20 protein-coding genes are annotated in these 24,554 nt (G+C 65.0%); 12 read left to right on the top strand and 8 right to left on the bottom strand.

The features are described 5' to 3' along the window. Nucleotides 1-24: 24 nt before the first annotated feature. Complete coding sequence (tyrS, locus tag QDT69_RS07695; RefSeq protein WP_279705994.1) at nt 25-1,278, bottom strand: tyrosine--tRNA ligase; 1,254 nt, start codon at nt 1,276-1,278, stop codon at nt 25-27. 152 nt (nt 1,279-1,430) lie between these two features. Here tyrS and QDT69_RS07690 point away from each other — a divergent pair, with 152 nt between their 5' ends. The 3 genes from QDT69_RS07690 to QDT69_RS07680 all read left to right on the top strand — a co-directional run bounded on the left by QDT69_RS07690 (nt 1,431) and on the right by QDT69_RS07680 (nt 3,627). Next, a complete protein-coding gene (locus tag QDT69_RS07690; protein WP_279705993.1) occupies nt 1,431-2,534 on the top strand; it encodes an anhydro-N-acetylmuramic acid kinase in 1,104 nt (367 codons plus the stop codon). 82 nt (nt 2,535-2,616) lie between these two features. Beyond that, nucleotides 2,617-3,294 (top strand): glutathione S-transferase family protein, encoded by a 678-nt coding sequence (locus QDT69_RS07685; protein ID WP_279705992.1) that lies wholly within the window; start codon nt 2,617-2,619, stop codon nt 3,292-3,294. Nucleotides 3,295-3,297: 3 nt separating this feature from the next. Continuing rightward, a complete protein-coding gene (locus QDT69_RS07680) occupies nt 3,298-3,627 on the top strand; it encodes a multidrug efflux SMR transporter (RefSeq protein ID WP_279705991.1) in 330 nt (109 codons plus the stop codon). A 110-nt stretch (nt 3,628-3,737) separates the two neighbouring features. On the opposite strand, the gene QDT69_RS07675 is transcribed toward QDT69_RS07680, so the two are convergent. Continuing rightward, nucleotides 3,738-4,385 (bottom strand): alpha/beta hydrolase, encoded by a 648-nt coding sequence (locus tag QDT69_RS07675; RefSeq protein WP_016843213.1) that lies wholly within the window; start codon nt 4,383-4,385, stop codon nt 3,738-3,740. A 439-nt stretch (nt 4,386-4,824) separates the two neighbouring features. Between QDT69_RS07675 and QDT69_RS07670 the strand changes: the two genes are divergently transcribed. The 8 genes from QDT69_RS07670 (at nt 4,825) to QDT69_RS07635 (ending at nt 12,485) form a co-directional block, all read left to right on the top strand. After that, a complete protein-coding gene (locus QDT69_RS07670) occupies nt 4,825-5,982 on the top strand; it encodes a cysteine desulfurase family protein (protein WP_279705990.1) in 1,158 nt (385 codons plus the stop codon). Nucleotides 5,983-6,075: 93 nt separating this feature from the next. Continuing rightward, nucleotides 6,076-7,572: a Fe-S cluster assembly protein SufB gene (gene sufB, locus QDT69_RS07665; protein ID WP_279705989.1), complete on the top strand. Its 1,497-nt coding sequence runs from the start codon at nt 6,076-6,078 to the stop codon at nt 7,570-7,572. 59 nt (nt 7,573-7,631) lie between these two features. Further along, on the top strand, nt 7,632-8,384 hold the full coding sequence (sufC, locus tag QDT69_RS07660; RefSeq protein WP_028332213.1) for a Fe-S cluster assembly ATPase SufC: 753 nt from the start codon (nt 7,632-7,634) through the stop codon (nt 8,382-8,384). Between the two features lie 17 nt (nt 8,385-8,401). Then, a complete protein-coding gene (gene sufD, locus QDT69_RS07655; protein ID WP_279705988.1) occupies nt 8,402-9,724 on the top strand; it encodes a Fe-S cluster assembly protein SufD in 1,323 nt (440 codons plus the stop codon). Further along, nucleotides 9,721-10,968: a cysteine desulfurase gene (locus QDT69_RS07650; protein ID WP_279705987.1), complete on the top strand. Its 1,248-nt coding sequence runs from the start codon at nt 9,721-9,723 to the stop codon at nt 10,966-10,968. The genes sufD and QDT69_RS07650 overlap by 4 nt, the downstream gene beginning before the upstream one ends. Beyond that, nucleotides 10,965-11,336 (top strand): SUF system Fe-S cluster assembly protein, encoded by a 372-nt coding sequence (locus tag QDT69_RS07645; RefSeq protein ID WP_021081118.1) that lies wholly within the window; start codon nt 10,965-10,967, stop codon nt 11,334-11,336. Before QDT69_RS07650 ends, QDT69_RS07645 begins: the two co-directional genes overlap by 4 nt. Before the next feature lie 74 nt (nt 11,337-11,410). Beyond that, complete coding sequence (locus QDT69_RS07640; RefSeq protein WP_279706193.1) at nt 11,411-11,800, top strand: iron-sulfur cluster assembly accessory protein; 390 nt, start codon at nt 11,411-11,413, stop codon at nt 11,798-11,800. 223 nt (nt 11,801-12,023) lie between these two features. After that, entirely contained in the window at nt 12,024-12,485 is a 462-nt protein-coding gene (locus tag QDT69_RS07635; RefSeq protein ID WP_279705986.1) for a TfoX/Sxy family protein, read from the top strand. Nucleotides 12,486-12,618: 133 nt separating this feature from the next. Here QDT69_RS07635 and QDT69_RS07630 read toward each other — a convergent pair whose 3' ends face one another. The 6 genes from QDT69_RS07630 to QDT69_RS07605 all read right to left on the bottom strand — a co-directional run bounded on the left by QDT69_RS07630 (nt 12,619) and on the right by QDT69_RS07605 (nt 22,816). Continuing rightward, entirely contained in the window at nt 12,619-13,686 is a 1,068-nt protein-coding gene (locus tag QDT69_RS07630) for a GGDEF domain-containing protein (protein ID WP_279705985.1), read from the bottom strand. 314 nt (nt 13,687-14,000) lie between these two features. Further along, nucleotides 14,001-15,461, bottom strand: a complete 1,461-nt coding sequence (locus tag QDT69_RS07625) for a DEAD/DEAH box helicase (RefSeq protein WP_279705984.1) — start codon at nt 15,459-15,461, stop codon at nt 14,001-14,003. A gap of 480 nt (nt 15,462-15,941) precedes the next feature. Continuing rightward, nucleotides 15,942-19,787 carry an autotransporter domain-containing protein gene (locus QDT69_RS07620; RefSeq protein ID WP_279705983.1) on the bottom strand — a complete coding sequence of 1,282 codons (3,846 nt, stop codon included), beginning with the start codon at nt 19,785-19,787 and terminating at the stop codon, nt 15,942-15,944. Between the two features lie 153 nt (nt 19,788-19,940). Beyond that, nucleotides 19,941-20,537, bottom strand: a complete 597-nt coding sequence (locus QDT69_RS07615) for a helix-turn-helix transcriptional regulator (protein WP_347952028.1) — start codon at nt 20,535-20,537, stop codon at nt 19,941-19,943. Between the two features lie 595 nt (nt 20,538-21,132). Next, nucleotides 21,133-21,747 carry a helix-turn-helix domain containing protein gene (locus QDT69_RS07610; RefSeq protein ID WP_279705982.1) on the bottom strand — a complete coding sequence of 205 codons (615 nt, stop codon included), beginning with the start codon at nt 21,745-21,747 and terminating at the stop codon, nt 21,133-21,135. Nucleotides 21,748-21,862: 115 nt separating this feature from the next. Next, entirely contained in the window at nt 21,863-22,816 is a 954-nt protein-coding gene (locus QDT69_RS07605) for a helix-turn-helix transcriptional regulator (protein ID WP_279705981.1), read from the bottom strand. A 220-nt stretch (nt 22,817-23,036) separates the two neighbouring features. Between QDT69_RS07605 and QDT69_RS07600 the strand changes: the two genes are divergently transcribed. Further along, complete coding sequence (locus QDT69_RS07600) at nt 23,037-24,533, top strand: caspase family protein (RefSeq protein ID WP_279705980.1); 1,497 nt, start codon at nt 23,037-23,039, stop codon at nt 24,531-24,533. Nucleotides 24,534-24,554 lie beyond the last annotated feature (21 nt).

Raw genomic sequence — 24,554 nt, 5'->3', positions numbered from 1 at the left:
TACAACCGACAAAAGCGAATGCGCCTATGCAGGCTTCAACAGGACGTGGCGCTTCTTGCCGAGCGACAGTTTCACCACGCCTTCCGGCGTGAGATTGGCTGGCGTCAGCAGCATCTTCTCGTCGGTGACGGCGGCGTCGTTGACGCGCAGTCCGCCGCCCTTGATCTGCCGCCGCGCTTCGCCGTTCGAGGCGACGAGCTCGGCCTTGACGAAGGCGGCAAGCACGCCGACGCCGGCTTCAAATTCGCCGCGCGGAATTTCCACCGTCGGCAAGGTTTCGGCCAGCGCACCTTCCTCGAAGGTGCGGCGCGCGGTCTCGGCGGCCTCAACGGCCGCATCGCGGCCGTGAAGCAAGGCGGTTGCCTCGGTCGCCAGCACCTTCTTGGCTTCGTTGATCTCGCCGCCCGCCAGCGCCGCGAGCTTGTTGATCTCGCTGATCGGCAGGATGGTGAACAGCTTGAGGAACTTGACGACGTCGGCGTCCTCGACGTTGCGCCAGTACTGCCAGAAGTCGTACGGCGAGAACTGGTCGGCGTTGAGCCACACCGCGCCCTTGGCGGTCTTGCCCATCTTGTCGCCGGAGGCGGTGGTCAGCAGCGGCGTGGTCAGCGCGAACAGTTGCGGCGTGCCCATGCGGCGGCCGAGATCGACACCGTTGACGATGTTGCCCCACTGGTCGGAGCCGCCCATCTGCAACCGGCAGCCGGCGCGGCGCGAGAGCTCGACGAAATCGTAGGCCTGGCAGACCATGTAGTTGAACTCGATGAAGCTCATTTCCTGCTCGCGCTCGAGCCGGAGCCGCACCGAGTCCATCGTCAGCATGCGGTTGACCGAGAAGTGCCGGCCGATGTCGCGCAGCATCTCGATCCAGTTCAATTTCGTCAGCCACTCGGCATTGTCGAGCATGATGGCGTCGGAATGCCCGTCGCCATAGCGCAGCACCTTGGCGAACACGCCGCGGATCGAGGCCTTGTTGGCTTCGATCTCCGCGACCGTGCGCATCGCGCGCGTCTCGTCCTTGCCGGAGGGGTCGCCGACCATCGTGGTGCCGCCACCCATCAGCGTGATCGGCTTGTTGCCGCTCTGCTGCAGCCAGTACAGCATCATCATGGTGAGGAAGTTGCCGATGTGCAGCGACGGCGCGGTGCAGTCGTAGCCGACATAGGCGGTGGCCTCGCCCTTCGCGGCAAGCGCGTCGAGGCCCTCGAAATCGGAGCACTGGTGAACGAAGCCGCGTTCCTGTAGAGTGTTCAGGAAATCCGATTTAAATGCAGTCATTTGTCGGCGAGCCAGATCATTCTTGTTTTACGGTTTTTGCATCTATTTGCGGAACCCTGAAGCTTGAGGCTGCCGCAGGCGGACGCGCAGTGGCATTATAGGATGTACTTGTTTGAGACAAGCCGGGGGTTCCCGGCTGGGGCGCTTCTACAATGATGTTAACGGCACTCGGTCTGATGAGCGGGACCTCGCTCGACGGGGTCGACGTGGCACTGATCGAGACCGATGGCCGCCAGATCAAGGCTTTCGGACCGTCGGGCTATCGCCGCTATACGGACGGCGAGCGCAGCCTGCTGCGCCAGGCGCTGACCGAGGCCGTTCATCTGTCGCAGCGCGACGCCCGGCCCGGGATCCTGCGGCAGGCCGAGCAGGTCGTCACCACAGCCCATGCCGAGGCGGTCGCCGCCTTCACGGCGCAGAACCGGATCTTGGCCCAGGAGATCGACATCGTCGGGTTCCATGGTCAGACCGTGCTGCATCGCCCCGAGCGGAGGCTGACGGTGCAGATCGGCGATGCCCTTGCGCTCGCCAGGGCGATCCACATTCCCGTGATGCATGATTTCCGCGCCGCCGACGTCGAAGCCGGCGGGCAGGGCGCGCCGTTCGTGCCGGTCTACCACCGCGCATTGGCGCAGTCGCTGAACCGCGAGGGCCCGATCGTCGTGGTCAATATCGGTGGTGTTTCCAACATTACATATATCGATGGCCTGGACACGCTGATCGCCTGCGACACCGGGCCGGGCAATGCGCTGCTCGACGACTTCATGTTCCGCCAGATGCATCAGCCGTTCGACACCGCCGGCAAGTTCGCAGCGCTCGGCAAGCCGGACGAAGCCTGGATCGCACAGGCGCTCAGGCTGCCGTTCTTCTCGGTTCCGCCGCCGAAATCGCTCGACCGCAACGACTTTGCCGGCCTGAAGCTCGGCGCCGTGGCGCCGGCCGATGGCGCCGCGACGCTGACCGCGTTCACCGCGGCCGCGATCGCCCGCGTCGTGCCGCTGCTGCCGAAACGGCCGAAGAGCTGGATCATCTGCGGCGGCGGCGCCTCCAACCTCACGATGCTGCGGATGCTGCGCGAGCGCCTGGCGCCGGCGACCGTCGAGCCCGCCGAGGCGCTAGGCTGGGCCGCGGACGCGATCGAGGCGCAGGCGTTCGGCTTCCTCGCCGCGCGGGGCATGAAGGGCCTGCCGCTGAGCTACCCCGCCACCACTGGGGTGCCGATCCCGATGACCGGGGGCATCATCGCGCGACCGTGATTTAGATGCAAATGCATCTACCTTGACAGTTCCATGCCGCTGCATTTAATTCGATGCAGATGCATTGAACGCGAGGATCGTCATGGCCGCCCTGAAGCTGATCAGCCACAAGCTCTGTCCCTATGTGCAACGCGCGGTGATCGCGCTGCAAGAGAAGGGCGTGCCGTTCGAGCGGATCGACATCGATCTCGCCAACAAGCCCGACTGGTTCCTGAAGATCTCGCCGCTCGGCAAGGTGCCGGTGCTGGTCGTGACCGGTGGCGACGGCAAGGAGGTCGCGCTGTTCGAGAGCAACGTGATTTGCGAGTACATCGAGGAGACGCAAGGCGGCGCGAAGCTGCATCCGCAGGATCCGCTCACCCGCGCCGAGCATCGCGCCTGGATGGAGTTCGGCTCGGCGATTCTCGGCGATCTCTGGGGGCTCGAGACCGCGACCGATGCGGCGGCCTTCGAGGGCAAGCGGCAGGCGGTCGCCGCGAAATTCGCGCGCGTCGAGGCTGCGCTCGGCGCGGGTCCGTTCTTCGCAGGCGAGAGGTTCAGCCTGGTCGATGCGGTGTTCGCGCCGATCTTCCGCTATTTCGATCTGTTCGATCAGCTCACCGATCTTGCGGTCTTCACCCACACGCCGAAGCTCCGTGCCTGGCGTAGCGCGCTGGCGCAGCGGCCGAGCGTTCGCAGCGCGGTGTCACCGGATTATCCCGCGCTGCTGCACGCGTTCCTGGTCGGCCACCGCGCGCACATGCTGAAGCTTGCCGCGTAAGCCATGTCGCACTCGGTTGCCTGGATCGCGCTCGTCGTCGCCGGTCTTCTCGATGTCGGCTGGGCGATCTCGATGAAGTATGCCGAAGGCTATACACGGCTCGGCTGGACGCTGGTCTCGCTGCTGCTGCTCGCCGCGTTCGTGTTCCTGCTCGGGCGCGCGCTGCAGGTGCTCGGCGTCGGCGTCGCCTACACGGTGTGGACCGGCATCGGCGCGGCCGGCACGCTGACCATGGGCGTGCTGCTGTTCAACGAGGCGCTGAATCCGATGAAGGTTGCCGGGATCGTGTTCGTGCTGATCGGGATCGCCGCGCTGAAGCTGGCGCCGGAGTGAGGGATGCGTAGCCCGGATGCAGCGAAGCGCAATCCGGGGTTCTTGTCCGCGGCGAGAGTGGTCCCGGATTTCGCTACGCTTCATCCGGGCTACAAGGTCAGCGCCCCGCGTCAGCGCACGTTAGCCAGCCGCATGTCGAGATAGCCGGTCACCGTCTCCATGAGCGGCTCGAGCTTGCCGTCGAAGAAGTGGTTGGCGCCGGGGATGACCTGCTGGTCGATCACGATGCCCTTTTGCGTCTTCAGCTTCTCGACCAGCGTGTTGACGTCCTTGGGCGGCACCACGGCATCCTTGTCGCCGTGCACGATCAGGCCCGACGACGGGCAGGGCGCGAGGAACGAGAAGTCGTAGAGATTGGCGGGCGGCGCGATCGAGATGAAGCCCTCGACCTCCGGCCGGCGCATCAGGAGCTGCATGCCGATCCATGCACCGAACGAGAAGCCCGCAACCCAGCAGGCGCGCGCCTCGGGATTGATCGCCTGCGCCCAGTCGAGCGCGCTCGCGGCGTCGGACAGTTCGCCGGTGCCGTGGTCGAACGAGCCCTGGCTGCGGCCGACGCCACGGAAGTTGAAGCGCAGCACCGAGAAGCCGCGATGCGCAAACGCGTAATAGCACTGGTAGACGATCTGGTGATTCATCGTGCCGTGGAACTGCGGATGCGGATGCAGGATCATCGCAATCGGCGCGTTCTTCTGCTTGGCCGGATGATAGCGGCCCTCGAGACGGCCAGCAGGGCCGGTGAAAATGACTTCAGGCATTGTGTTCCCTTGATTGACGCGTTCCCTTGATTGACGTCGATCAATCAACCGGTTGGAGCCATCTTCAGCGACGGGGCGCGAACAGGGCGGCTCATGATGAAATCGGCACAGGCGCCGCCGGGCGGCACGCTGGAGGGCCTTCTAGCATGACGCAAGGGGCAAAAATCAAGGAAATTGTGCCGCTTGGCCGGCGTGAATCAGCGCTGCGCCGCGCGGTGCGGTTCAACACGCCGAATTGTTCGTTGGCTACCTGAAGTTTTGGTTTGTCGCATTGCTATCGCGCTCGCCGCAAACGGATGTCTTGCCTGGCAACACAGGTGAGGTTTCCGTGCGCGTGAAAAATCTCAGGCACGGCTGACTCTGATCTGGTCTCGCTGCCCGACTGTCGTTATGTCGCAGTGGAAGGCCGCAACCACGGTGGTTGCCGCGGACAAGCTCGATGGCCGATCGCGTCTATCTCGACTGGAATGCCACCACGCCGCTTCGCCAGGAAGCGAAAGCGGCGATGGCCGCGGCGTGGGAGTTGAGCGGCAACCCGTCCTCGGTGCACAGCGAGGGACGCCGCGCGCGCCGGATGGTCGAGGATGCGCGCAACGCGGTGGCGAAGGCGGTCGGCGGCCGGCCGCAGGACGTCGTGTTTGTCTCCGGCGGGACCGAAGCCAATGCGCTCGCCTTGACACCGGGAATGCGCCGCGGTGCGGGCGCGCCGGTCGAGCGGCTTTTGGTGTCCGCGATCGAGCATGCGTCCGTCCTCGCGGGTGGGCGGTTTTCGCGTGGAGCGATCGGCACCGTCAATGTCACGCGCGCCGGGGTGATCGATCTCGACCATCTGCGCGCGCTGCTGGCGGATGGTCCGTCCGCGCTGGTCTCGGTGATGCTGGCGAACAACGAGACGGGCGCCATCCAGCCGGTGGCGGACGTCGCCGCGATCGTCCACGCGGCCGGCGGCCTGCTGCATGTCGATGCGATCCAGGCGTTCGGGAAGATCCCGTTCGACCTCACTTCGTCCCAGGCCGATCTCGTGACGCTGTCGGCGCACAAGATCGGTGGACCGAAGGGCACCGGCGCACTGGTGCTTGCCGAAGGCGTCGAAGGACTGGAGGCGTCACTGCGCGGCGGCGGGCAGGAGCTCGGGCGTCGGGCAGGGACCGAGAACGTCGCGGGGATCGCAGGCTTTGGTGCGGCCGTGAAGGCCGCGATGGCGGCGTTGAAGGCCGACGCCGCCCGCGTCCGGGGGCTACGCGACCGGCTCGAGCACGGGTTGCGGCAGACGCCGGACGTGCTGGTGTTCTCTGATGACGTCAAACGGTTGCCGAATACCGTTCTATTCACCGCGCCGGGATTGAAGGCTGAAACGGCGGTGATCGGATTCGACCTCGGTGGGGTAGCGGTGTCCTCCGGTTCCGCCTGTTCGTCGGGCAAGGTCCAGCCGTCCCATGTCCTGGAGGCAATGGGATACCGCTCGGAGGTGTCCCAGGGAGCGGTGCGGCTCAGTCTTGGCTGGTCTACCACGGAGACAGACGTGGATTTGACCCTCAAGGCTTGGCGAAAGCTCGCCGATACCTTAGTTAAGGGGGAACGACGAAACACAGCTTGAACTGTTCTAAGCGGATTTCGTCCTCAAGCATCGTAAGAGATTTTCGGAACTGAGATCCACCGCGGTCCTTGAAACCGCGAGCGGAGGATATGAATGCCTGCTGTACAAGAGACGGTCGAGCGCGTCCGGCGCATCGACGTCGACCAGTATCGATATGGGTTTGAGACGCAGATCGAGTCCGACAAGGCCCCGAAGGGACTGTCGGAAGACACCGTCCGCTTCATCTCAGCAAAGAAGAACGAACCGGCCTGGATGCTGGAATGGCGCCTGGAGGCGTATCGCCGCTGGCTGACCATGACCGAGCCGACCTGGGCGCGCGTCGACTATCCGAAGATCGACTACCAGGACATCTACTACTACGCGGCGCCGAAGCCGAAGAAGACGCTGTCTTCGATCGACGAGATCGATCCGGAAATTCTCAAGACCTATGAGAAGCTCGGCATCCCGCTGCGCGAGGTTGCGATCCTCGAGGGCGTCGAGCCCCCGCCGGGCGGTCCGCCGTCTGCGAACCGCAAGATCGCGGTCGATGCCGTGTTCGATTCGGTCTCGGTTGCGACCACATTCCAGAAGGAGCTGAAGGCGGCCGGCGTGATCTTCATGCCGATCTCGGAGGCGATCCGCGAGCATCCCGAGCTGGTGCAAAAGTATCTCGGCACTGTCGTGCCGACCTCGGACAACTATTTCGCGACGCTGAACTCGGCGGTGTTCTCGGACGGCTCGTTCGTCTACGTGCCGCCGGGCGTGCGCTGCCCGATGGAGCTGTCGACCTATTTCCGCATCAACGAGCGCAACACCGGCCAGTTCGAGCGCACGCTGATCATCGCCGACAAGGGTTCCTACGTCTCCTATCTTGAAGGCTGCACCGCGCCGCAGCGCGACGAGAACCAGCTGCACGCCGCAGTGGTCGAGCTCATCACGCTCGACGATGCCGAGATCAAGTATTCGACGGTGCAGAACTGGTACCCCGGCAATTCCGAGGGCAAGGGCGGCATCTACAACTTCGTCACCAAGCGTGGCGACTGCCGCGGCAAGAATTCCAAGATCTCCTGGACCCAGGTCGAGACTGGTTCGGCGATCACTTGGAAGTATCCGAGCTGCATCCTGCGCGGCGACAATTCGAGCGGCGAATTCTACTCGATCGCGATCTCGAACGGTTTCCAGCAGGTCGACTCTGGCACCAAGATGATTCATCTCGGCAAGAACACGTCGAGCCGGATCATCTCCAAGGGCATCGCCGCCGGCAAGTCGCAGAACACCTATCGCGGCCTCGTCAGCGCGCATCGTAAAGCCACTGGCGCGCGCAACTACACCGCCTGCGACTCGCTTCTGATCGGCGACAAATGCGGCGCGCACACCGTGCCCTATGTCGAGGCCAAGAATTCCTCGGCGACGTTCGAGCATGAAGCGACGACGTCGAAGATTTCCGAGGACGTGCTGTTCTACTGCATCCAGCGCGGGCTCTCGCAGGAGGAAGCCGTCGGCCTCGTCGTCAACGGTTTCGTGAAGGACGTGCTGCAGCAACTGCCGATGGAGTTCGCGGTGGAAGCGCAGAAGCTGATCTCGATCAGCCTTGAAGGTTCGGTTGGCTAATCCATCCCGCTTAAGGGCGCGGCCGACGCGCCCCGGGATGATGCTCAGGAAAAAATCAGATGTCTCTGCTGGAAGTGAAAGATCTGCAGGTTCGTGTCGAGGAACGTGAGATCCTCCACGGGCTGTCGCTCACGGTGAACCCGGGCGAGGTGCACGCGATCATGGGGCCGAACGGCTCCGGCAAGTCGACGCTGTCGCACGTCATCGCCGGCAAGCCGGGCTATGAAGTCACCGGCGGCCAGATCCTGTTCAGGGGCGAGGACCTCCTGGAGATGGAGCCGAACGAGCGCGCCGCCAAGGGCGTGTTCCTGGCGTTCCAGTATCCGGTCGAGATCCCCGGCGTGACCACCTGGAACTTCCTGCACGCGGCGCTCAACGCCCAGCGCAAGGCGCGCGGCGAGGACGAGATCTCGTCACCGGCCTTCCTCAAGAAGGTCCGCGAAGTCGCCAAGTCGCTGAACATTCCGCAGGACATGCTGAAGCGTGGCGTCAATGTCGGCTTCTCCGGCGGCGAGAAGAAGCGCAACGAGATCCTGCAGATGGCGCTGTTCGAGCCGGCCGTCTGCATCCTCGACGAAATGGATTCCGGCCTCGACATCGACGCGCTGCGGATCGCGGCCGACGGCGTCAACGCGCTGCGCTCGCCGGAGCGCGCGATGGTCGTGATCACCCACTACCAGCGGCTGCTCAACTACATCGTGCCTGACTTCGTGCACGTGATGTCGAAGGGCCGGGTGGTGAAGAGCGGCGGCAAGGAACTGGCGCTGGAGCTGGAAGAGTCCGGTTACGCGCAGTTCGAAGACGCTGCCTGACAAATACGGGTTTTCAAATGAACGTTGTCGCAAAGACCGAGACCGGGCGCGCGCTGGGCGATGCATTCGCCGTCGCGCGCGACCGTCTGCCGGGCAAGGGCAAGATCGCCGATCAGCGCCGCGAAGCATTCGAGGCCTATGAGCGCTCGGGCCTGCCGCATCGCCGGATCGAGGATTGGAAGTACACCGATTTGCGCGCGCTGATGCGCGAGGTGCTGCCGCTGGCGCCTGCGCCGGACGCAGCGGCGCTGGCTCGCGCTGCTGCCGCCGTCAAGCTGCGGGCGATCGACGGCGTACGCCGCCTGGTGCTGGTCGATGGCGCGTTCGCGCCTGATCTGTCCGATCTCGGCAGCCTCGAAAAGGGGCTCGGCATCCGTCCGCTGCGCGACGTGCTCGACGCCAGCGATGGCGCGCTCTCGGCGCAGGCCTTTGCCACTGACATCTCCAATCCGATGATCGCGCTGAACGGCGCGATGGCGACCGATGGCGTCGTCATCGAGCTCGCCGACGGCACGGTGCTGGCACAGCCGCTGCACATCGTGCACGTCGCCTCCGGCACGGCGCCGGCCTCGATGTTCACGCGCTCGCTGCTGCGGCTCGGCCGCGATACCAATGTCACGCTGGTGGAGAGCTATCTCGCCGGTGAGGGCGCCAAGGCCTACCAGGCGCATGACGGGCTGGTCGTCGCGATCGGCGACAATGCACGGTTCGACCACGTGCGTCTGGTCGAGGACAGCGTCGATGCGTTCAACATTTCCTCGGCGACGATTTCGCTCGGCGCGCACGCTCACCTGAACACGTTCGGCCTGACCTCGGGCGGTCATGTCAGCCGCTATCAGCTGACGGTGACCTGCGCCGGCGAGGGCTCGAAGGTCGAGACCAACGGCGTCAATCTGATCAACGGCACGCAGCACGCCGACACCACGCTGTTCATGGATCACGCGGTGCCGCACTGCGCGAGCCGCGAGATCTTCCGCGCGGTCGTCGACGACCGCGCCCATAGCGTGTTCCAGGGCCGCATCATCGTGCGTCCGGACGCGCAGAAGACCGACGCCAAGATGATGACCCGCGCGCTGCTACTGTCCGACGATGCGGAAGCCGACAACAAGCCGGAACTCGAGATCTTCGCCGACGACGTCACCTGCGGTCACGGTGCGACCACCGGTGCGCTCGACGAGAGCCTGCTGTTCTACATGCGCGCCCGCGGCCTGCCCGAGAAGGAAGCCCAGGCGCTGCTGATCCAGGCCTTCGTCGGCGAGGCGATCGAGAGCATCACCAGCGACGCATTGCGCGAGGTGGCAATCGCCACCGCGCAGCGCTGGCTGGAAGCGAGGGCGTGAGCATGCACAAGGCGGTCGCCAACGGTTCTTACGACGTCGCGCTGGTGCGGCAGGATTTCCCGGCGCTCGCCATGCAGATCTACGGCAAGCCGCTGGTCTATCTCGACAACGCCGCTTCGGCGCAGAAGCCGAATGCGGTGCTCGACCGCATGACTGAGGCCTACAAGAGCGAATACGCCAACGTGCATCGCGGCCTGCATTACCTCGCCAATGCCGCGACGGAGGCCTATGAGGGCGCCCGCGGCAAGGTCGCGCAGTTCATCAACGCGCGCCGCAACGAAGAGATCGTCTTCACCCGCAATGTCACCGAGGCGATCAATTTGGTGGCGTCGTCCTGGGGCGGAGAGAACCTCAAGGAGGGCGACGAGATCGTCCTCTCGATCATGGAGCACCACTCCAACATCGTGCCGTGGCACTTCCTCAGGGAACGCCAGGGCGCCGTGATCAAGTGGGCGCCGGTCGACGACGAAGGCAACTTCCTGATCGAGGAGTTCGAGAAGCTCCTCACACCGCGCACTAAGATCGTCGCCGTCACCCAGATGTCGAACGCGCTCGGCACACTGGTCCCGGTCAAGGAGGTGATCCGGCTCGCCCACGCCCGCGGCATTCCGGTGCTGGTCGACGGTGCGCAGGGCGCGGTGCATCTGCCGATCGACGTGCAGGACCTCGACTGCGATTTCTACGCCTTTACCGGCCACAAGGTGTACGGGCCGACCGGCATCGGCGCGCTCTATGCCAAGCACGAGCATCTGGTGGCGATGCGGCCGTTCAACGGCGGCGGCGAGATGATCCGTGAAGTGGCCAAGGACTGGGTCACCTATGGCGATCCGCCGCACAAGTTCGAGGCCGGCACGCCGCCGATCGTCGAGGCGATCGGGCTCGGCGCCGCCATCGACTACGTCAATTCGATCGGCAAGGAGCGCATCGCCGCGCATGAGCACGAGCTGCTCACCTACGCGCAGGAGCGCCTGCGCGAGATCAACTCGCTGCGCGTGATCGGCATCGCCCGCAACAAGGGCCCGGTGATCTCGTTCGAGATGAAGGGCGCGCATCCCCACGATGTCGCGACCGTGATCGATCGGCAGGGCATCGCCGTGCGCGCCGGGACCCATTGCGTGATGCCGCTTTTAGAGCGGTTCAACGTCACGGCCACCTGCCGGGCATCCTTCGGGATGTATAATACAAGGGAAGAAGTCGACCATCTGGCGCAGGCGCTGATCAAGGCGCGGGAATTGTTCGCATGACCGATACAGCCGAAGTCAAGACGGCCACCATGGAAACCACCTCGGCACTGCCGGCGGAGGAGACCGAGCGCATGAGCGGCGAAATCGTCGCGGCGCTGAAGACGGTGTTCGACCCGGAAATCCCGGCCGACATCTACGAGCTCGGCCTGATCTACAAGGTCGATCTCAAGGATGATCGCTCGGTCGACATCCTGATGACCCTGACCACGCCGAACTGCCCGGCGGCCGGCGAGCTGCCGACCATGGTCGAGAACGCGGTCGCCAGCGTTCCCGGCGTCGGTGTCGTCAACGTCAATCTGGTCTGGGATCCGGCCTGGACGCCGGACCGGATGTCGGATGAGGCGCGCCTCGTCCTCAATATGTGGTGATGCGTTAGGGGATTGAACTTAACCTTGGAATATCCGGCAATTGATTTGCCGCTGGGACTGACCACATGAGTGACATGACGCAAGTTTCACCAACCCCAGCCAAGCCGAAGCGGCCGCGCCCGCAGGTCATGAAGCTGACCGATGCCGCGGCGGAACGGATTTCCGAGCTGACCAAGCGCGCTGACTCGGAGATCGTCGGCCTGCGCGTCGGCATCAGGAATGGCGGCTGCGCCGGACAGTCCTACACCGTCGAATACGCCCACGAGATCCGCCCGACCGACGAAGTGGTCGAGGACAAGGGCGTGAAGATCCTGGTCGATCCGAAGGCCGTGCTGTTCCTGCTCGGCACCGAGATGGACTACGTGGCCGACAAGATGCAGGCCCAGTTCGTGTTCAACAACCCGAACCAGGTTTCCGCCTGTGGCTGCGGCGAATCGGTGCAGCTCAAGCCGGCCACGGTCTAGAAGATCAAGGGAACGCCGGTCTCTGCGGCGCAACCACCAATTCCATCCGGCGTCATTGCGAGGAGCGATAGCGACGAAGCAATCCATGGGTCCGCATACCCGGTTGGATGGATTGCTTCGCGGAGCCTGTTATCGGGCGCGCGTTCGCGCGACCCGTTGGCTCGCAATGACGTGGATGGAGACGCGCTCTTCCCCTGAGCGCGCAAAGCGGGGCGATGGGCACATGGACCGCGAATTCCTGACCGACCTGTTCGCCGATTTCGGCCCGGTCACGCTGCGCCGGATGTTCTCCGGCTACGGCATTTCCGCTGACGGCACCAATTTCGCGCTCGCGCTGCGTGCCGGGCTCTACTTCCGCGCCGACGAAGAAACCATCCCGCAATTCGAGGCGGAGGGCTGTGGGCCGTTCCAGTACCAGACGCGTTCCAAGACGGTGACGGTGAACTCCTACTGGCAGCTGCCGGCCCGGCTGTTCGATGATTCCGAGGAACTCGCGGTCTGGGCGCGCTCGGCACTCGGCGCCGCCCAGCGTGCCGCGCTGCGCAAGCGGCCAAGGAAGGCGAAGGCGTCGACGAAGAAGGCTGCTGCAAAGAAAGTTGCAGGCAACAAGGCGAAGGCGGCGGTGAGGAAGTCTGCGGCGAAGCGACCTTCAAAGAAGCGGACACAGAAAAGAAAACTATCCTGATTCTGACGGGCGAAACCCCTCCACGTCATTGCGAGGAGCGATAGCGACGAAGCAATCCATCGTTCCACATATGCGGCACGATGGATTGCTTCGCTTCGCTCGCAATGACGACGGCGGAATTTAAGCGATCAGATCACGCCACGCGCGATTGCGTCTCGGCGCTGAATTCCGGATCGGCCTCGCAGATCACGCGGTTGCGGCCGGCGCGCTTGGCGGCATAGAGGCAGGCATCGGCGCGCTCGATCAGCGAATCCGTGTCGTCGGCCGGTTTCAACATGGAGACGCCGACCGAGATCGTGACCCGGCCGAGGATTTCACCGGTCGACTTCTTCTTCAGCTCCTTGGCCATCACGGCACGGCGGATGTGATCGGCGACCGTCAGCGCCTGGCGCAGCGCGGTGTTGGGCAGCACGACAGCGAATTCCTCGCCGCCGTAGCGGGCAGTGATGTCCTGGCCCTTGATGGTCTGCTTCAGCGATTGCGCCACCAGCCGCAGCACCTGATCGCCGGTGAGATGGCCGTAGGAATCGTTGAACGACTTGAAGTGATCGATGTCGAACATCAGGAGCGACAGCGGCTCGCCGCTGGCCAGCGCGGCCTGCACCGCCATGTCCATCGAGCGGTCGAAATATTTCCGGTTGCCGAGGCCGGTGAGCGGATCGGTCAGGCTCTCGGCGCGGATCGCCTCGAGGCTGTGCTGCAGCTCGTTGATCTCAGACTTGGACAGCGCGAGCCGGTTCTCCAGCGCCTGATTGGTCTCGCGCATCTCACGGGTCGATTTGGCGAGCCCCTCGACGATGGTCTTGATCTGGTCGCGGGTCGTCGCGGTCGAGAGGCGGTCGCTGGCGCCGACGAGGCTGGCGTCATAGGTCGCGGACACACCGAGCGCATCGGTGATCAGCTTCATGACGGCATCGATCTCGCCGATGACGCGCGCGCCGACCTTGTCGATGCGGTCCGAGGTCTTGATGTGCGAAAGATAGGTTTCGTAGATCTGCTCGAGATCGGATTCAGAGAGCTTGCCGCTGCGCGCCAGCGTCTCGTTGATGACCTTGTTGAGCGGTGCGTTGTATCCGGTCGCGTAGACGTACCAGATCTCATAATTGCGGGGGACGGCGGTCTGGCGAAGCGAGCGGATCTGACCAAGCGCGACTTCGGCAAAGGCCAACGTACGTTCGTGTTCGTCCAGCAGTTTGACCACTGTTACGTCCTCAATGCACCAATGCCGGTCGTGTCGGGCAGCAATGACTAAATTATAGGGGCGAGGGTACGGGACGAGAGTGAAGGCAAGGTAAACAGTAGAACTACGGGAAGCCGGCCGCGACTATTGTTCAATGCGCCTGACGCCGTCGCGTTCGCGAGCGGCTTTCGGAAGCTTTTCGCTTGCGTGTCAACGCGATGCGAAAACAGGGCGCATTTGTTTCAAACGCGGGAGATCAGCGCGTGTGACGACGGCCGGCGGCAACATCAACTGTCCGGAATACCGCCGCTGGCGCGGCGGCAACACAGCAGCCCTTAGGCGCGTGCGCGCACGGGTCGCAGCAGGAAGGCGGGCAGGTGCGAATGATCGGCGGGCTCGTGGTCGACCTCGCGCTGCGGCCGCCGCGGTTCGGCACGTCCGATCGACGGCACATGCGACGGAGCTGCCTGGGGCGAAGAGCCACGGCCGTGGCGCGGCTCGCGCTCCGGCTTGGCTGCACGCTCCTGGCGGGGCTCCTGGTCGTGACGCGGCTCGCGCGCTTCGCGTTCACGCCGCGGCTTGCGGCCGCCGCGGGCGCCATCGCGCGAACCTTCGCGGCTGCGCGAGCGGCGCGGCGCGGCGTCCTCGTCGGAGGCGTCGCTGTGAACGGTGTAGTCGCCCTCGGTGCGCGGAATCTGCTGACCGATCAGCTTCTCGATTGCGGCCATCGACTTGCTGTCGAGCGGGGTGACGATGGAGATCGCGGTGCCGGTGCGTCCGGCGCGTCCGGTGCGGCCGATGCGATGGACGTAGTCATCGGGGTGATGCGGCACATCGAAATTGAAGACGTGGCTGACGGCCGGGATATCGAGGCCGCGGGCGGCGACGTCGGAGGCGACCAGCAGGGGCAGCTCGCCCTTGCGGAACTGATCGAGCGCGGCCATGCGCGCGCTCTGGTCCATGTCGCCATGCAGGGCGCCGACGCTGAAGCCGTGCTTCTGCAGCGATTTGTGAAGGACGGCGACTTCGCGCTTGCGATTGCAGAAGATAATCGCGTTGTTGAGGTCCTTGGCATCGCGCAGCAGGCGGCGGAGGATCTCGCGCTTCTCGTGCGGCTCGCGGCCGGCGGGCACCTGCGATTGGGTCACGGTCACCGCAGTCGTCGCGGGCTTGGACACCTCGATCCGGGCCGGGTTGTGCAGGAAGGCCTCGGTGATGCGGCTGATTTCCGGCGGCATCGTTGCGGTGAAGAACAGGGTCTGCCGCGTGAAGGGAACGAGCTTGCAGATGCGCTCGATGTCGGGGATGAAGCCCATGTCAAGCATGCGGTCGGCTTCGTCGATGACCAGCAGCTCGACGCCGGTGAGCAGCAATCCGCCGCGTTCGGTATGGTCGAGCAGGCGGCCGGGCGTTGCGATCAAGACGTCGACGCCGCGCATCAGCTTGGAGTCCTGGTCGCCGAACGAGACGCCGCCGATCAGCAGGGCGACGTTGAGCTTCTGCCCGGCGCCGTATTTGTCGAAGTTCTCCTTCACCTGCGCGGCAAGCTCACGAGTCGGCTCGAGGATCAGCGTGCGCGGCATCCGTGCCCGGGCGCGGCCCTTCTCGAGGATGGTGAGCATCGGGAGAACGAAGGCAGCGGTCTTGCCGGTGCCGGTCTGGGCAATGCCGAGGACGTCGCGCCGGGCGAGGACGTGCGGGATTGCCTGTTCCTGGATGGGGGTGGGGGTGGTGTAACCGGTGGCCGCAACAGCGGCTTGGACCTTATCGGACAGGCCTAGATTGGAAAAAGACATTGAGCCTCTGGTCGAAACCGCCGTTCGGAATCGAAGGTAAAAGGCTGTCGCGTTCGGCCCCGAAACGGCTCGCTTTTCTATAAAGCTCGGGGGCTCTGACTAACGCTGACGGACGGCAAACCTGACGAATCGCGTTTCGATCCGAGGGCCGCGTTGCCCCGCAACATAGGGGCGAAACCGGTAAAGTCAATCTTGGAACCGGCCGGATGGGCCAAAAAGCTTAACGTTTTCGCCAAAATAACCGTCATTTCCGTCATTTGACGGTCAAATGAATCGCCAGTCCCCAGTCCGATGACGAGGCCCCCGGCGAGGGCCTGCGCCGCCTTTGCGGGGAGGCGCGTTGGCAAAATATCGAAAACAACCCCATGCAAAGCAGCCGGCGGTGGCCGGCGTTCGACCACGCCAGTTGACACGTCGGGCAACTCACGGATACTTTTCTAATATTCCGAAATCACGCAGACGCATGCTCGCCGCAAGGCATTACCAGGCATAGCGGACCACGCCCTTGCCGGCGTAGGAGCGGGTCACGTTGGAGAACTCGCCCTCGAAGCTTGCAAGCGCCGACCAGCCGTTCGCCCATTTCAGCTCGGCGGAGGCGGTGGTGAGCGCGGAGTCGGCGGCCTGCGCCGCGCCGCTCACGACGAAGCTCGCGCCGGGCAGGGTCTGGAATGTCGCGGCGATGCTGTGGTCGGGGTTGAAATCATGCGCCCAGGCCGCGCGGCCGCGCAGCGTCAGCACCGCATCTGACAGCGCGAAGGATTTGTCGGCGCGCAGGCCGAGCTCGCTGCGGCTGTCGGTGACGCTCTTCGCGTTGTAAGCGAGCGCAAAGGTGTTGGCGCCGACGATCGCCTGCTCGGCGTAACCCGGAAGCTGGAACGTCGTGAACTGGCCGGCGGCGTAGGGCGTAAGACCAACGCCGCCGATCCATGGTGCGACGAAGCGGGTGCCGCCCTCGGCGCGGCCCGACCAGGCATTGGCCATGAACTCGGCGCGCAGGCGATCGATGCTGCCGACGATCACGGTGCGGTCCGTGGTGATGTCCTGCCAGCCATAGGCCAGCGCACCGGCAAGGTACGCCGCGCCGATAGTGTGCCTGATGAAGGCGCCGGCCTGGAACAGGTCGGAGCGGCCGCCGCCGCTGTTGGCGACGCTGAAATTGGTGCCGCCGCCAGCGAGCGCGAAGCCGGCGATCGTGTTCGGCGAGAAGCGGTAGTCGGCGCCAATCGCGGTGCCGAACACCTGGCTGGTGGTGTTGTTCGAGCCGAGCGCCGTGTTGCCGTCGGTGGACTGTGAGCCGCCGTAGGCCGCTGCCCACATGCTCCAGCGCGGATCGTAGCCCTGGGCAATCGGCGCCTTGCGATAAATCGCGGCATAAGTGTCGCTGGTCGGATGCTTTGCCGCAAAGGCCAGGGAATTGTCGTCGGTGTAAGCCGTCGACACGGTCGGCATCGTCGTTGCACCGCGGCCGTCGACGAAGGGATCGAGCATCGTACCCATGAACTGGTTCATGGCGTTGAACGTGGTCTGCTGCGAACCGGCCGCGCTCTCGCCCGAGAGCTGGGTCAGGCCGTTCAGGAGATTGTCTCCCGACAGGTTGAAGATCGCGCTGAAGGCGTTGGAGAGATTGGCGCCGCCGAGCAGGCCGTTGTCGATCGCACCCGCGACGCTCCTGTGATTGATGCCGGCATTGGCCGGCAGGATCGGGGAGAGCAGGCCGGGATCGACCGACAGCAGCACGTCGTTGCCGACGTAGCTCAGCACCGGATTGCGCGCGAGGTTGTTGGCGAGCAACAGGCTTGCCGAGCCGAACGTGCCGCTCAGCGTTCCCGCATTGACGATGGTGTAGGTGGTCTTCCTGGTGATCCGTTCGAGCGGCTGCACGATGACGTTGCCGGCGATGTTAGCGGTGCCCGTCACGATCGCCTTGTCGCTGATCGTGTTGGTGACCTGCACCAGATAAGTCGCCGCCGCGGTCATGGTCAGGCTCGCCATCGTGATGGTCCCCGGCGAATTGCCGGGCGACAGCGTGCCGCTGATCACAGTGTTGCCGATGGTGCCGTTGCCGCCGAGCGTGCCGTTCGGGCCGACCGTGACGCTTGCATTCGGCATCGCGCCGTTGAGGATGAACACGCTGTCGACGTTGACAGACCCGGCAAAGTTCGAGTTGCCGGTAAAGCTCCAGTTCGAGCCGGCGAGAACCCCGAAATTGGCGAAGCCGCTGCCAAGTTTCGACAGGTCGAAACTCGACGCGGTGGTTCCGCCGAACTGTACGATACTGGTGCCGCTGCCGACGATGTTGCCGTTGAACACGGCGCCGGACTGGACTTGCAGCACATCGTTGGTGCCGCCGAACTGGACGGCGGTGCCGCCGGTGCCGGTGATGATGCCGTTCGCGATCAAGGTGGTGGTGCCGCCCGACGTCGTGATGCCGGTGGTGCCGGTGACTGATGTCCCGGTCGTGATGAAGATGTTGCCCGGTGTCGAGCGCGATGCGGCAATGCCGACGCCTGAGCTCTGCACGCCGGCGAGCGCATCGATCCTGATATCGCCCAGACCGTCGCGCTGGGCGAAGATGCCGTAGCTGCCGGCCGCCGTGCCGCTCGCAATCACGTTGCCTTCAGCGCGCAGCGCCAGCGTCGCGGCGTTGTCGGCGCCATTCACCATGACGCCGCTGATGCCGATCGCCGCCGCGCTTGCCGAGGTGGCGCTCACGGTCCCCTTGGTGTCGAGATCGATGCCGCCGAGCCCCGCGGTCAAGGCCGCGAATCTGGTGCTGCCGCGGCTCAGCCCGATGCCGGTCGCGGCGCCATCCGAGGTCGCGCTCACATCGCCATTGGCGTGAACGGTGAGGATGCCGGTGTTGATGTTGCTCGGAGCAAAGCTGCCGCCTGAGGCGCTGATGCCGGTGGCGGTGCTGCCAGCGCCGATCGCGGTCGCCGTCACGGCGCCGTCGGCGGTCAACCGGACTGTGCTCAGATTGTTTTGTCCCACGCTGACGCCGACGACTTTCGACGCGGTGTCGCTGATCGACGTGGCCGTCACGGCGCCGTGCAGGTTGAAGTCGACCGGGACCTCGCCGAAGGCCGACAAGGCGGCCCCCGTCACATTTGCGACGGAGCCGGACCTTGTCATGCCGGTGATCGCAATCGATCCATTGGCGTTCAGTGTCGCCGATCCATTGCTGGATGTACTGCCTAGCGCGGCCGATAGGCCGGCGACGCTGCCACCGGCCGATTTGGAGGTCGAAGTCCTGGTGTCGAAGGTTCCGGAAATATCGCCATTGAAGGTCGCGGTGTTGGTGCCGCTGGCCGCAGAGAAAGCGACGGACGCCAGGGCGCCGTAGTAGGCCGTATCGGGGCCGCTTCCCCTGGCAATATTGCCGTCCACGACAAGGCTGTTGTTGGCGCCGCCGGCGGCGGACACCGAAAGCGTCCCACCCGTGATGCCGTGCGTTCGGACCGTCGTGGTCCCAGTGCCGTAGTTCTGCAAGCTCACGGAGCCGCTGACATCCTGGTTGAGCTTCACCGTGAACGCGTTGGCATTGGCCGAATTGTTGCCCTCGACGGTGATGTTGCCCGAGACGCTCGCATTGGTGGTGAGGTCGACGGTCCCGACGCCGCCGTTCTGGAGATAGATGCCGCCGACGATCGCGCCGTTAGTGGTGACGGAAAGGTTGCGTGCAGTATGAAGGCTCTGTCCCATCCGGACGTAGATCGCGCCGCCGGCTTGGGTTGTGATACCGTTGACTGCGCCTGTCGCGATCGTGACGTCGGATTGGCTGCCGTCGGTCACGACGAAGATTGCCTGACCGGCCACGATCCGGCTGCCGACCGTGTTGATGTTGACGCTGGCATTCGCTCCGCTGCCCACGGCCTGGATGCCGGTGCCGCCCCTGATCGTGCCGGCGGTCTGCGTAATGGAGGTCAGACCGTTGCCGATTCCGGCAGTGATCGCGTACCCGTCGGCGGTGACGTCGGCCGATCCCGTGTAGGTGATCGTGCCGAGGGCGGAGAGTCCGATGCCATTGTACGGCTGGTGCGCCGTGATGCCGGCGGGGTCGTTGTGATTGAAAGTGAGGTTGCCGCTGCTGCTCGCGGTCACGCCGCGGGTCGTGATCCCGGCGCCGGCGTTGATGTTGACCGTGAGATCACCGCCGAAACTCGTGTTGAGCCCGCCGTCCGAGGGGTGGGCGGCGTCGCAGAGCACGTTGGCGGTGCCGACGCCCGTGCAGTAGACCGCAGCCTCGGCCGCGGAGCTCAGCGCGATCAACGACGCCGAGCCGAGCAGCGCGCCGCGCCAAATCCCCGACCCGCCGCCGCTCGCCATGACCTTGCCCCCGCATGCCAATGTAACTGGTTGTTTCTGGCGTAACGGTCGTGCGGCGTCTTCTCAGTGCGCGCATACCGTCGGTCCAAAGCGCGCCTGCCGCAAAAATGCAGCCAAGTGTGGCCGTAAGGCCTCATCGGGTCGCCGCCGCGGCTAGTGCCCCGCAGCCCGGTACTCGCCAGGCGTCAGGCCTTCCGATGCGCTGAAGATCCGGTAGAAGGTGGCCAGGCTGCCGAAGCCGCAGGAGAAGGCGATATCGGCGATCGGCCGCGGCGGCTTTTCGCACAGCAGCTTGCGGCTCTCGCTCAGGCGCTGCGCGGTGACGGTCTGCGAGAAGCTCGCGCCGGTTGCTTCGAACAGCACGTGCAGGTAACGGATCGAGACGCCGAGCATCTCGGCGACCATGCCCGGCGACAGCGCGGGCTTGGCGAGGTGGCGCGTGATCAGACGGCGCGCGAGGCTGAGCCGGCCGACGCGCAGTGCCTGCTGGGCGCGGCGGCTGCCCGGCCTGATCGCGCCGCGCTCGATCAGCGCAAGGTCGGCGATGATCTTGACCAGCGCAGGAATGCCCGCGGTATCACCGGCCTCCATCGCGTCCTTGAAGTCGGCAAGGCAGGCTTCGAGCAGCGGCACCCAGCCGCGATTGCTGGTCGTCAGAGAGCCCCGACGGGCGAGTTCGATCGCTGCGGCCTGGTCCACGGCATCGGGCGCACGCGTGTGCGGGCTGTCCTCAAGCTTTGTGCGGTGCATGATCCCTCGCTCTGCGTCAGAGCGCGCCTCGCCGGTAACGAAATTGGCAGTGCCGGGTCCGGGCGAAGCACCAGCGCGGTTCTGGCGAAATCGACGGAAATTATCTTCTCAATGCGCGCAGGCTGATCACATCGGTCCGGAGAATGCCGGGCCGCGCGACGATCGGCCGGATCGTCCGGTTGCCCCATGTCAGCCATTCGAGACTCTCCAAAGGTCTTGCGATGTAATATCGTATATTTCACATAGTCATGTAAAATATGAAATAGATAACACGTGTCAAAACTTGTCGGCGCGCCGGGAAACGGTCTGGCCGGCGGCTGATGGTCGATTGTCGGAGGGATTTGCTGATCGGGAGGCCGCGCGCGGGCGCTAGAGGCTCGATGAGATTACGTTGCGCTGGAACGGCCCCGAAGGTTCACCTCTCCCTTGGGAGAGGTCGATTTGCGCAGCAAATCGGGTGAGGGGTGACGGTCTATCGAGAGAGCAAGAGCCCTCACCCGGATTGCTTCGCAATCCGACCTCTCCCCGGCGGGGAGAGGTGAACCAAGACAGCGCTAAACGGATTCAACCCAATCTCATCGCGCTTTAGCGCGGATTACTTCCGCTTCGGCATCACGGCGCAGCCGTAGAGCACCATGGCGCACATCTGGCGGTAGCGGGCCGAGAAGTCGTCACGGGCGATCGGCGGCAGCGCCTGGTTGACGGCGCGGGCGCCGTCGGCCAACGCCTGTGCGATCTGCTCCGGCGTGAACTCGCCGTTCAGCTTGAGCAGCCGTGCCGCTTGCAACTCGATGACCAGTCTTTCCAGATCAGCCTGAAACGAGACGGCGGATTTGATCATCAGATCGCGGCAGCGCTTGAAGGCCTCGGCATTGAGCTCGACGGTGTGCGGCGAAGCGGTGAGGCGGCGCCGCGTCTCGCCGTAGCGGGCGTCGAGAATCGTCGCGAAGATATCGAGCGCGCCGCCGCCCTTTGCCCGCACGGTCCGGCCGGCCTCCAGCGCGAGCGCGACGTCCTCGACGTGGCGCCAGGCGATGACGGCGCGAAATGCCTCTTCCTTGTTGCTGAAGTAGTAGTACAGCGCGCGCTGCGTGAAACCGCAGGCCTTGGCCAGCCCGACCATCGACAGCCCGCTATAGCCGTAGTCGAGAAAAGCCTGATTGACCTGCATCAGCAGGTCGGGTCCAGGCTTGATCATCTTCTTCGACATCAGGAGTCCGGGGACGACGAGGGGCGGCGCGTGACGCCGGGAATCCCGATTACGGGCATCAAGGCGCTTTAGCAACCCGCAAGAGCCCGGTGCGCCTGCGCGTCCGGAGGGACGCTCAGGCCGGTCGGGCCCGGTAATCGCCCGGCGTCATCGATTCGGCGGCGTTGAAGAGGCGGTAGAACGTCGCAAGGCTCTCGAAGCCGCAGGCAAAGGCGACTTCGGCGATGGTCTGCCCGGGCTGCTCGCGGAGCAGGCGGCGGCTTTGCGCGAGGCGGAGCGCGGTGACGGTCTCCGAGAAGCTCATCTCCGTCTCCTCGAACAGGATGTGCAGGTGACGGACCGAGATGCCGAGCAGGCCCGCAATCAGGGTGGGCGTCAGCGCCGCATTGGGCAGATGCCGCCGGATCAGGCGGCGCGCCAGCGACAGATGGGCGGTTCGCAGCGCCTGCTGCGCGAGCCGGCTCTTGGGCCGCATGACACCGCGCTCGATCAGCGCGATATGGGCCAGCGCCTGCACCATCGGGGCCGGGTCCGCCGCCGCGGCGCCGTTGTCCTCGACGAGGTCGCGGAAGCATGATTCCAGCAGTGGCTGCAGCGCGGCCTCATCCTGCACGGGGCTGGGGACGAGCTCGCCGAGCTCGGCGCCCCGCGGAACGATATCGGTCACCGGGATCTTGATGATGCGCAGGTGGAAGCCGTCGTCGTGCAGCGGGACGGTGCGATAGGGCAGGTCCGAATAGCTGGTCGCGAGCATGCCGTCGCGCACCGCGAACTCATCGAGCCGCGCGCCGCCGAACCAGCCGCCGCCGCCGAGCTGCTGGTAGATGCACAGGCTGTCGCTGCGTGCGTCGGCGATGTCGCCCGCGCCCCGTTCGACGCGGTAGGGCGAGGCCCGCAGCTCGACCAGGCCGGCATCACCGAGCTTGCGCAGCGAGAACTCGCCGAAGAAGTTGCGGCGGTGCTCGGGTTCGAGTTCGGCGGTGACGCCGAACAACCCCTTGGCGCGCACCTCGCGCCAATAGTCGAAGCGATCCCGGGGATCGACCTGCTCAGTGGACCATGTGTACACGGAAAAGCGCCTGGGACCTGTGGAGAACTCGCGGCAGAGTGAAGCCCCGAATCTATCACGCGGGCTGTAAAAAGAAACTTGACCTGGGACGGACGGGACGCCCCATGGTCGCTACGGGATGGGCGGCCATGACGGCCATCCGCCGCGGGCCTTGAACCGGCCAAACGGCTGATCCGACTATTAGGCGGCGGTCGCATGCGCGGCGCAGGCGGGAATCGGGATGAAGAGCTGGCTTTCGAGACTTTCGGCGACCCTGTTGGCGGTCGCATTCGTCACATCGGCGGCGCCTGCCCAGGCCGAAAAGCGCGTCGCGCTGGTGATCGGCAACAATGACTACAGGAACGTGCCCAAGCTGCAGAAGGCGGTCAACGACGCCCGCACCATGGGCGACACGCTGAAGCAGCTCGGTTTCAACGTCATGGTGGCCGAGAATCTGAACCGGCAGGCGTTCTCCGAGACGCTGCTCGCCTTCGACCGCGCTGTCGAACCCGGCGATACCGCGTTCTTCTTCTACGCCGGTCACGGCTTCGAGATCGCGGGCCAGAATTTCCTGCTGCCGACCGACGTACCGGCGGCGACCGAAGGGCAGGAGGAGCTGGTGCGCGACGCCTCGGTTCTCGCCGACCGCATCATCGAGCGGTTGCAGAACAAGAAGGCGCGCACCTCGATCCTGGTGTTCGATGCCTGCCGCAACAATCCGTTCGAGCGGGCCGGCACGCGCGCGGTTGCCGGCGGCGGCGGCCTCGCGCCGATGACGCAGCTGCCCGAGGGCGTGTTCTCGGTGTTTTCGGCGGGGCCACGCCAGACCGCGCTCGACCGGCTGTCGAACGACGATGCCAATCCCAATTCGGTGTTCACGCGAACCTTTGCCAAGGAGCTGCTGCAGCCCGGCGAGAACCTCGTGCAGGTCGCGCAGCGCACGCGGCGCCTGGTCAGCGAGATGGCCGAGACCGTGAAGCACAAGCAGATCCCGGTCTATTTCGACCAGATGGTCGACGACGTCTTCCTGAACGGGATCGCGAAGGCGCAGGCCGAGGCGGCCAAGCCGTCCGCTCCGCCGCAGCAGGTCGCCGCGCTGCCGCCGGTCTCGGTGCCGAAACTGCCGAAGGAGGATGCGATCAACGCGCCGATCGCGAGCTTCTCGCGGCACAATGGCGGCTGGACTGTAGTTTTCTCGATCGCCGATCCGACGCTCGGCATTTCCTGGCGGATCGGCGATAGCGGCGACTTCCGCGAAACCGGCTTCATGGACACGCTCGACCCGCGCACGCGCAAGCGGATGCCCAATCCATCGATCGAGCTGCCCGCCGACGCGCCGGCGGCCACGATCGAGCTGCGCTATGTCGATACCCAGGGCGAAATGCAGGGGCCATTCCCGATCAAGTTCGATCCCGACGCCGCGCTGATTCGCGACCAGCGCAAGATCCTCGACATGACTGCGACGAGCTGGCTGTCGTTCCGCGAGTTCAACGGACTGCTGGTCTACTACACCCACCTGATGTCGTATCGCTGCGCGATCCGCGAGGTGCGGATCGGCATCGACAGCGCGGTGCCTGACAAGGTGCTGAAGATGCCACCCTGCAATTCGCGCGATCCGAGCGCGATCCCGTCCGACGCGCAGCCTTATCTGAAGCTCTCGCCGCAGACCAAATCGGTCTCGGTGGAGCTGACCTATCGCGACGGCAGCGTGTCGGAAATCAAGACCTTCCGGCGATAGCTTGCATCCTTGTCGTCCGGC

This window comes from Bradyrhizobium sp. CER78 (assembly GCF_029846235.1).
Classification (GTDB): Bacteria; Pseudomonadota; Alphaproteobacteria; order Rhizobiales; family Xanthobacteraceae; genus Bradyrhizobium.
Note: the sequence above shows the minus strand (reverse complement) of the source record. Positions and strands in the feature narration are given on the sequence as shown.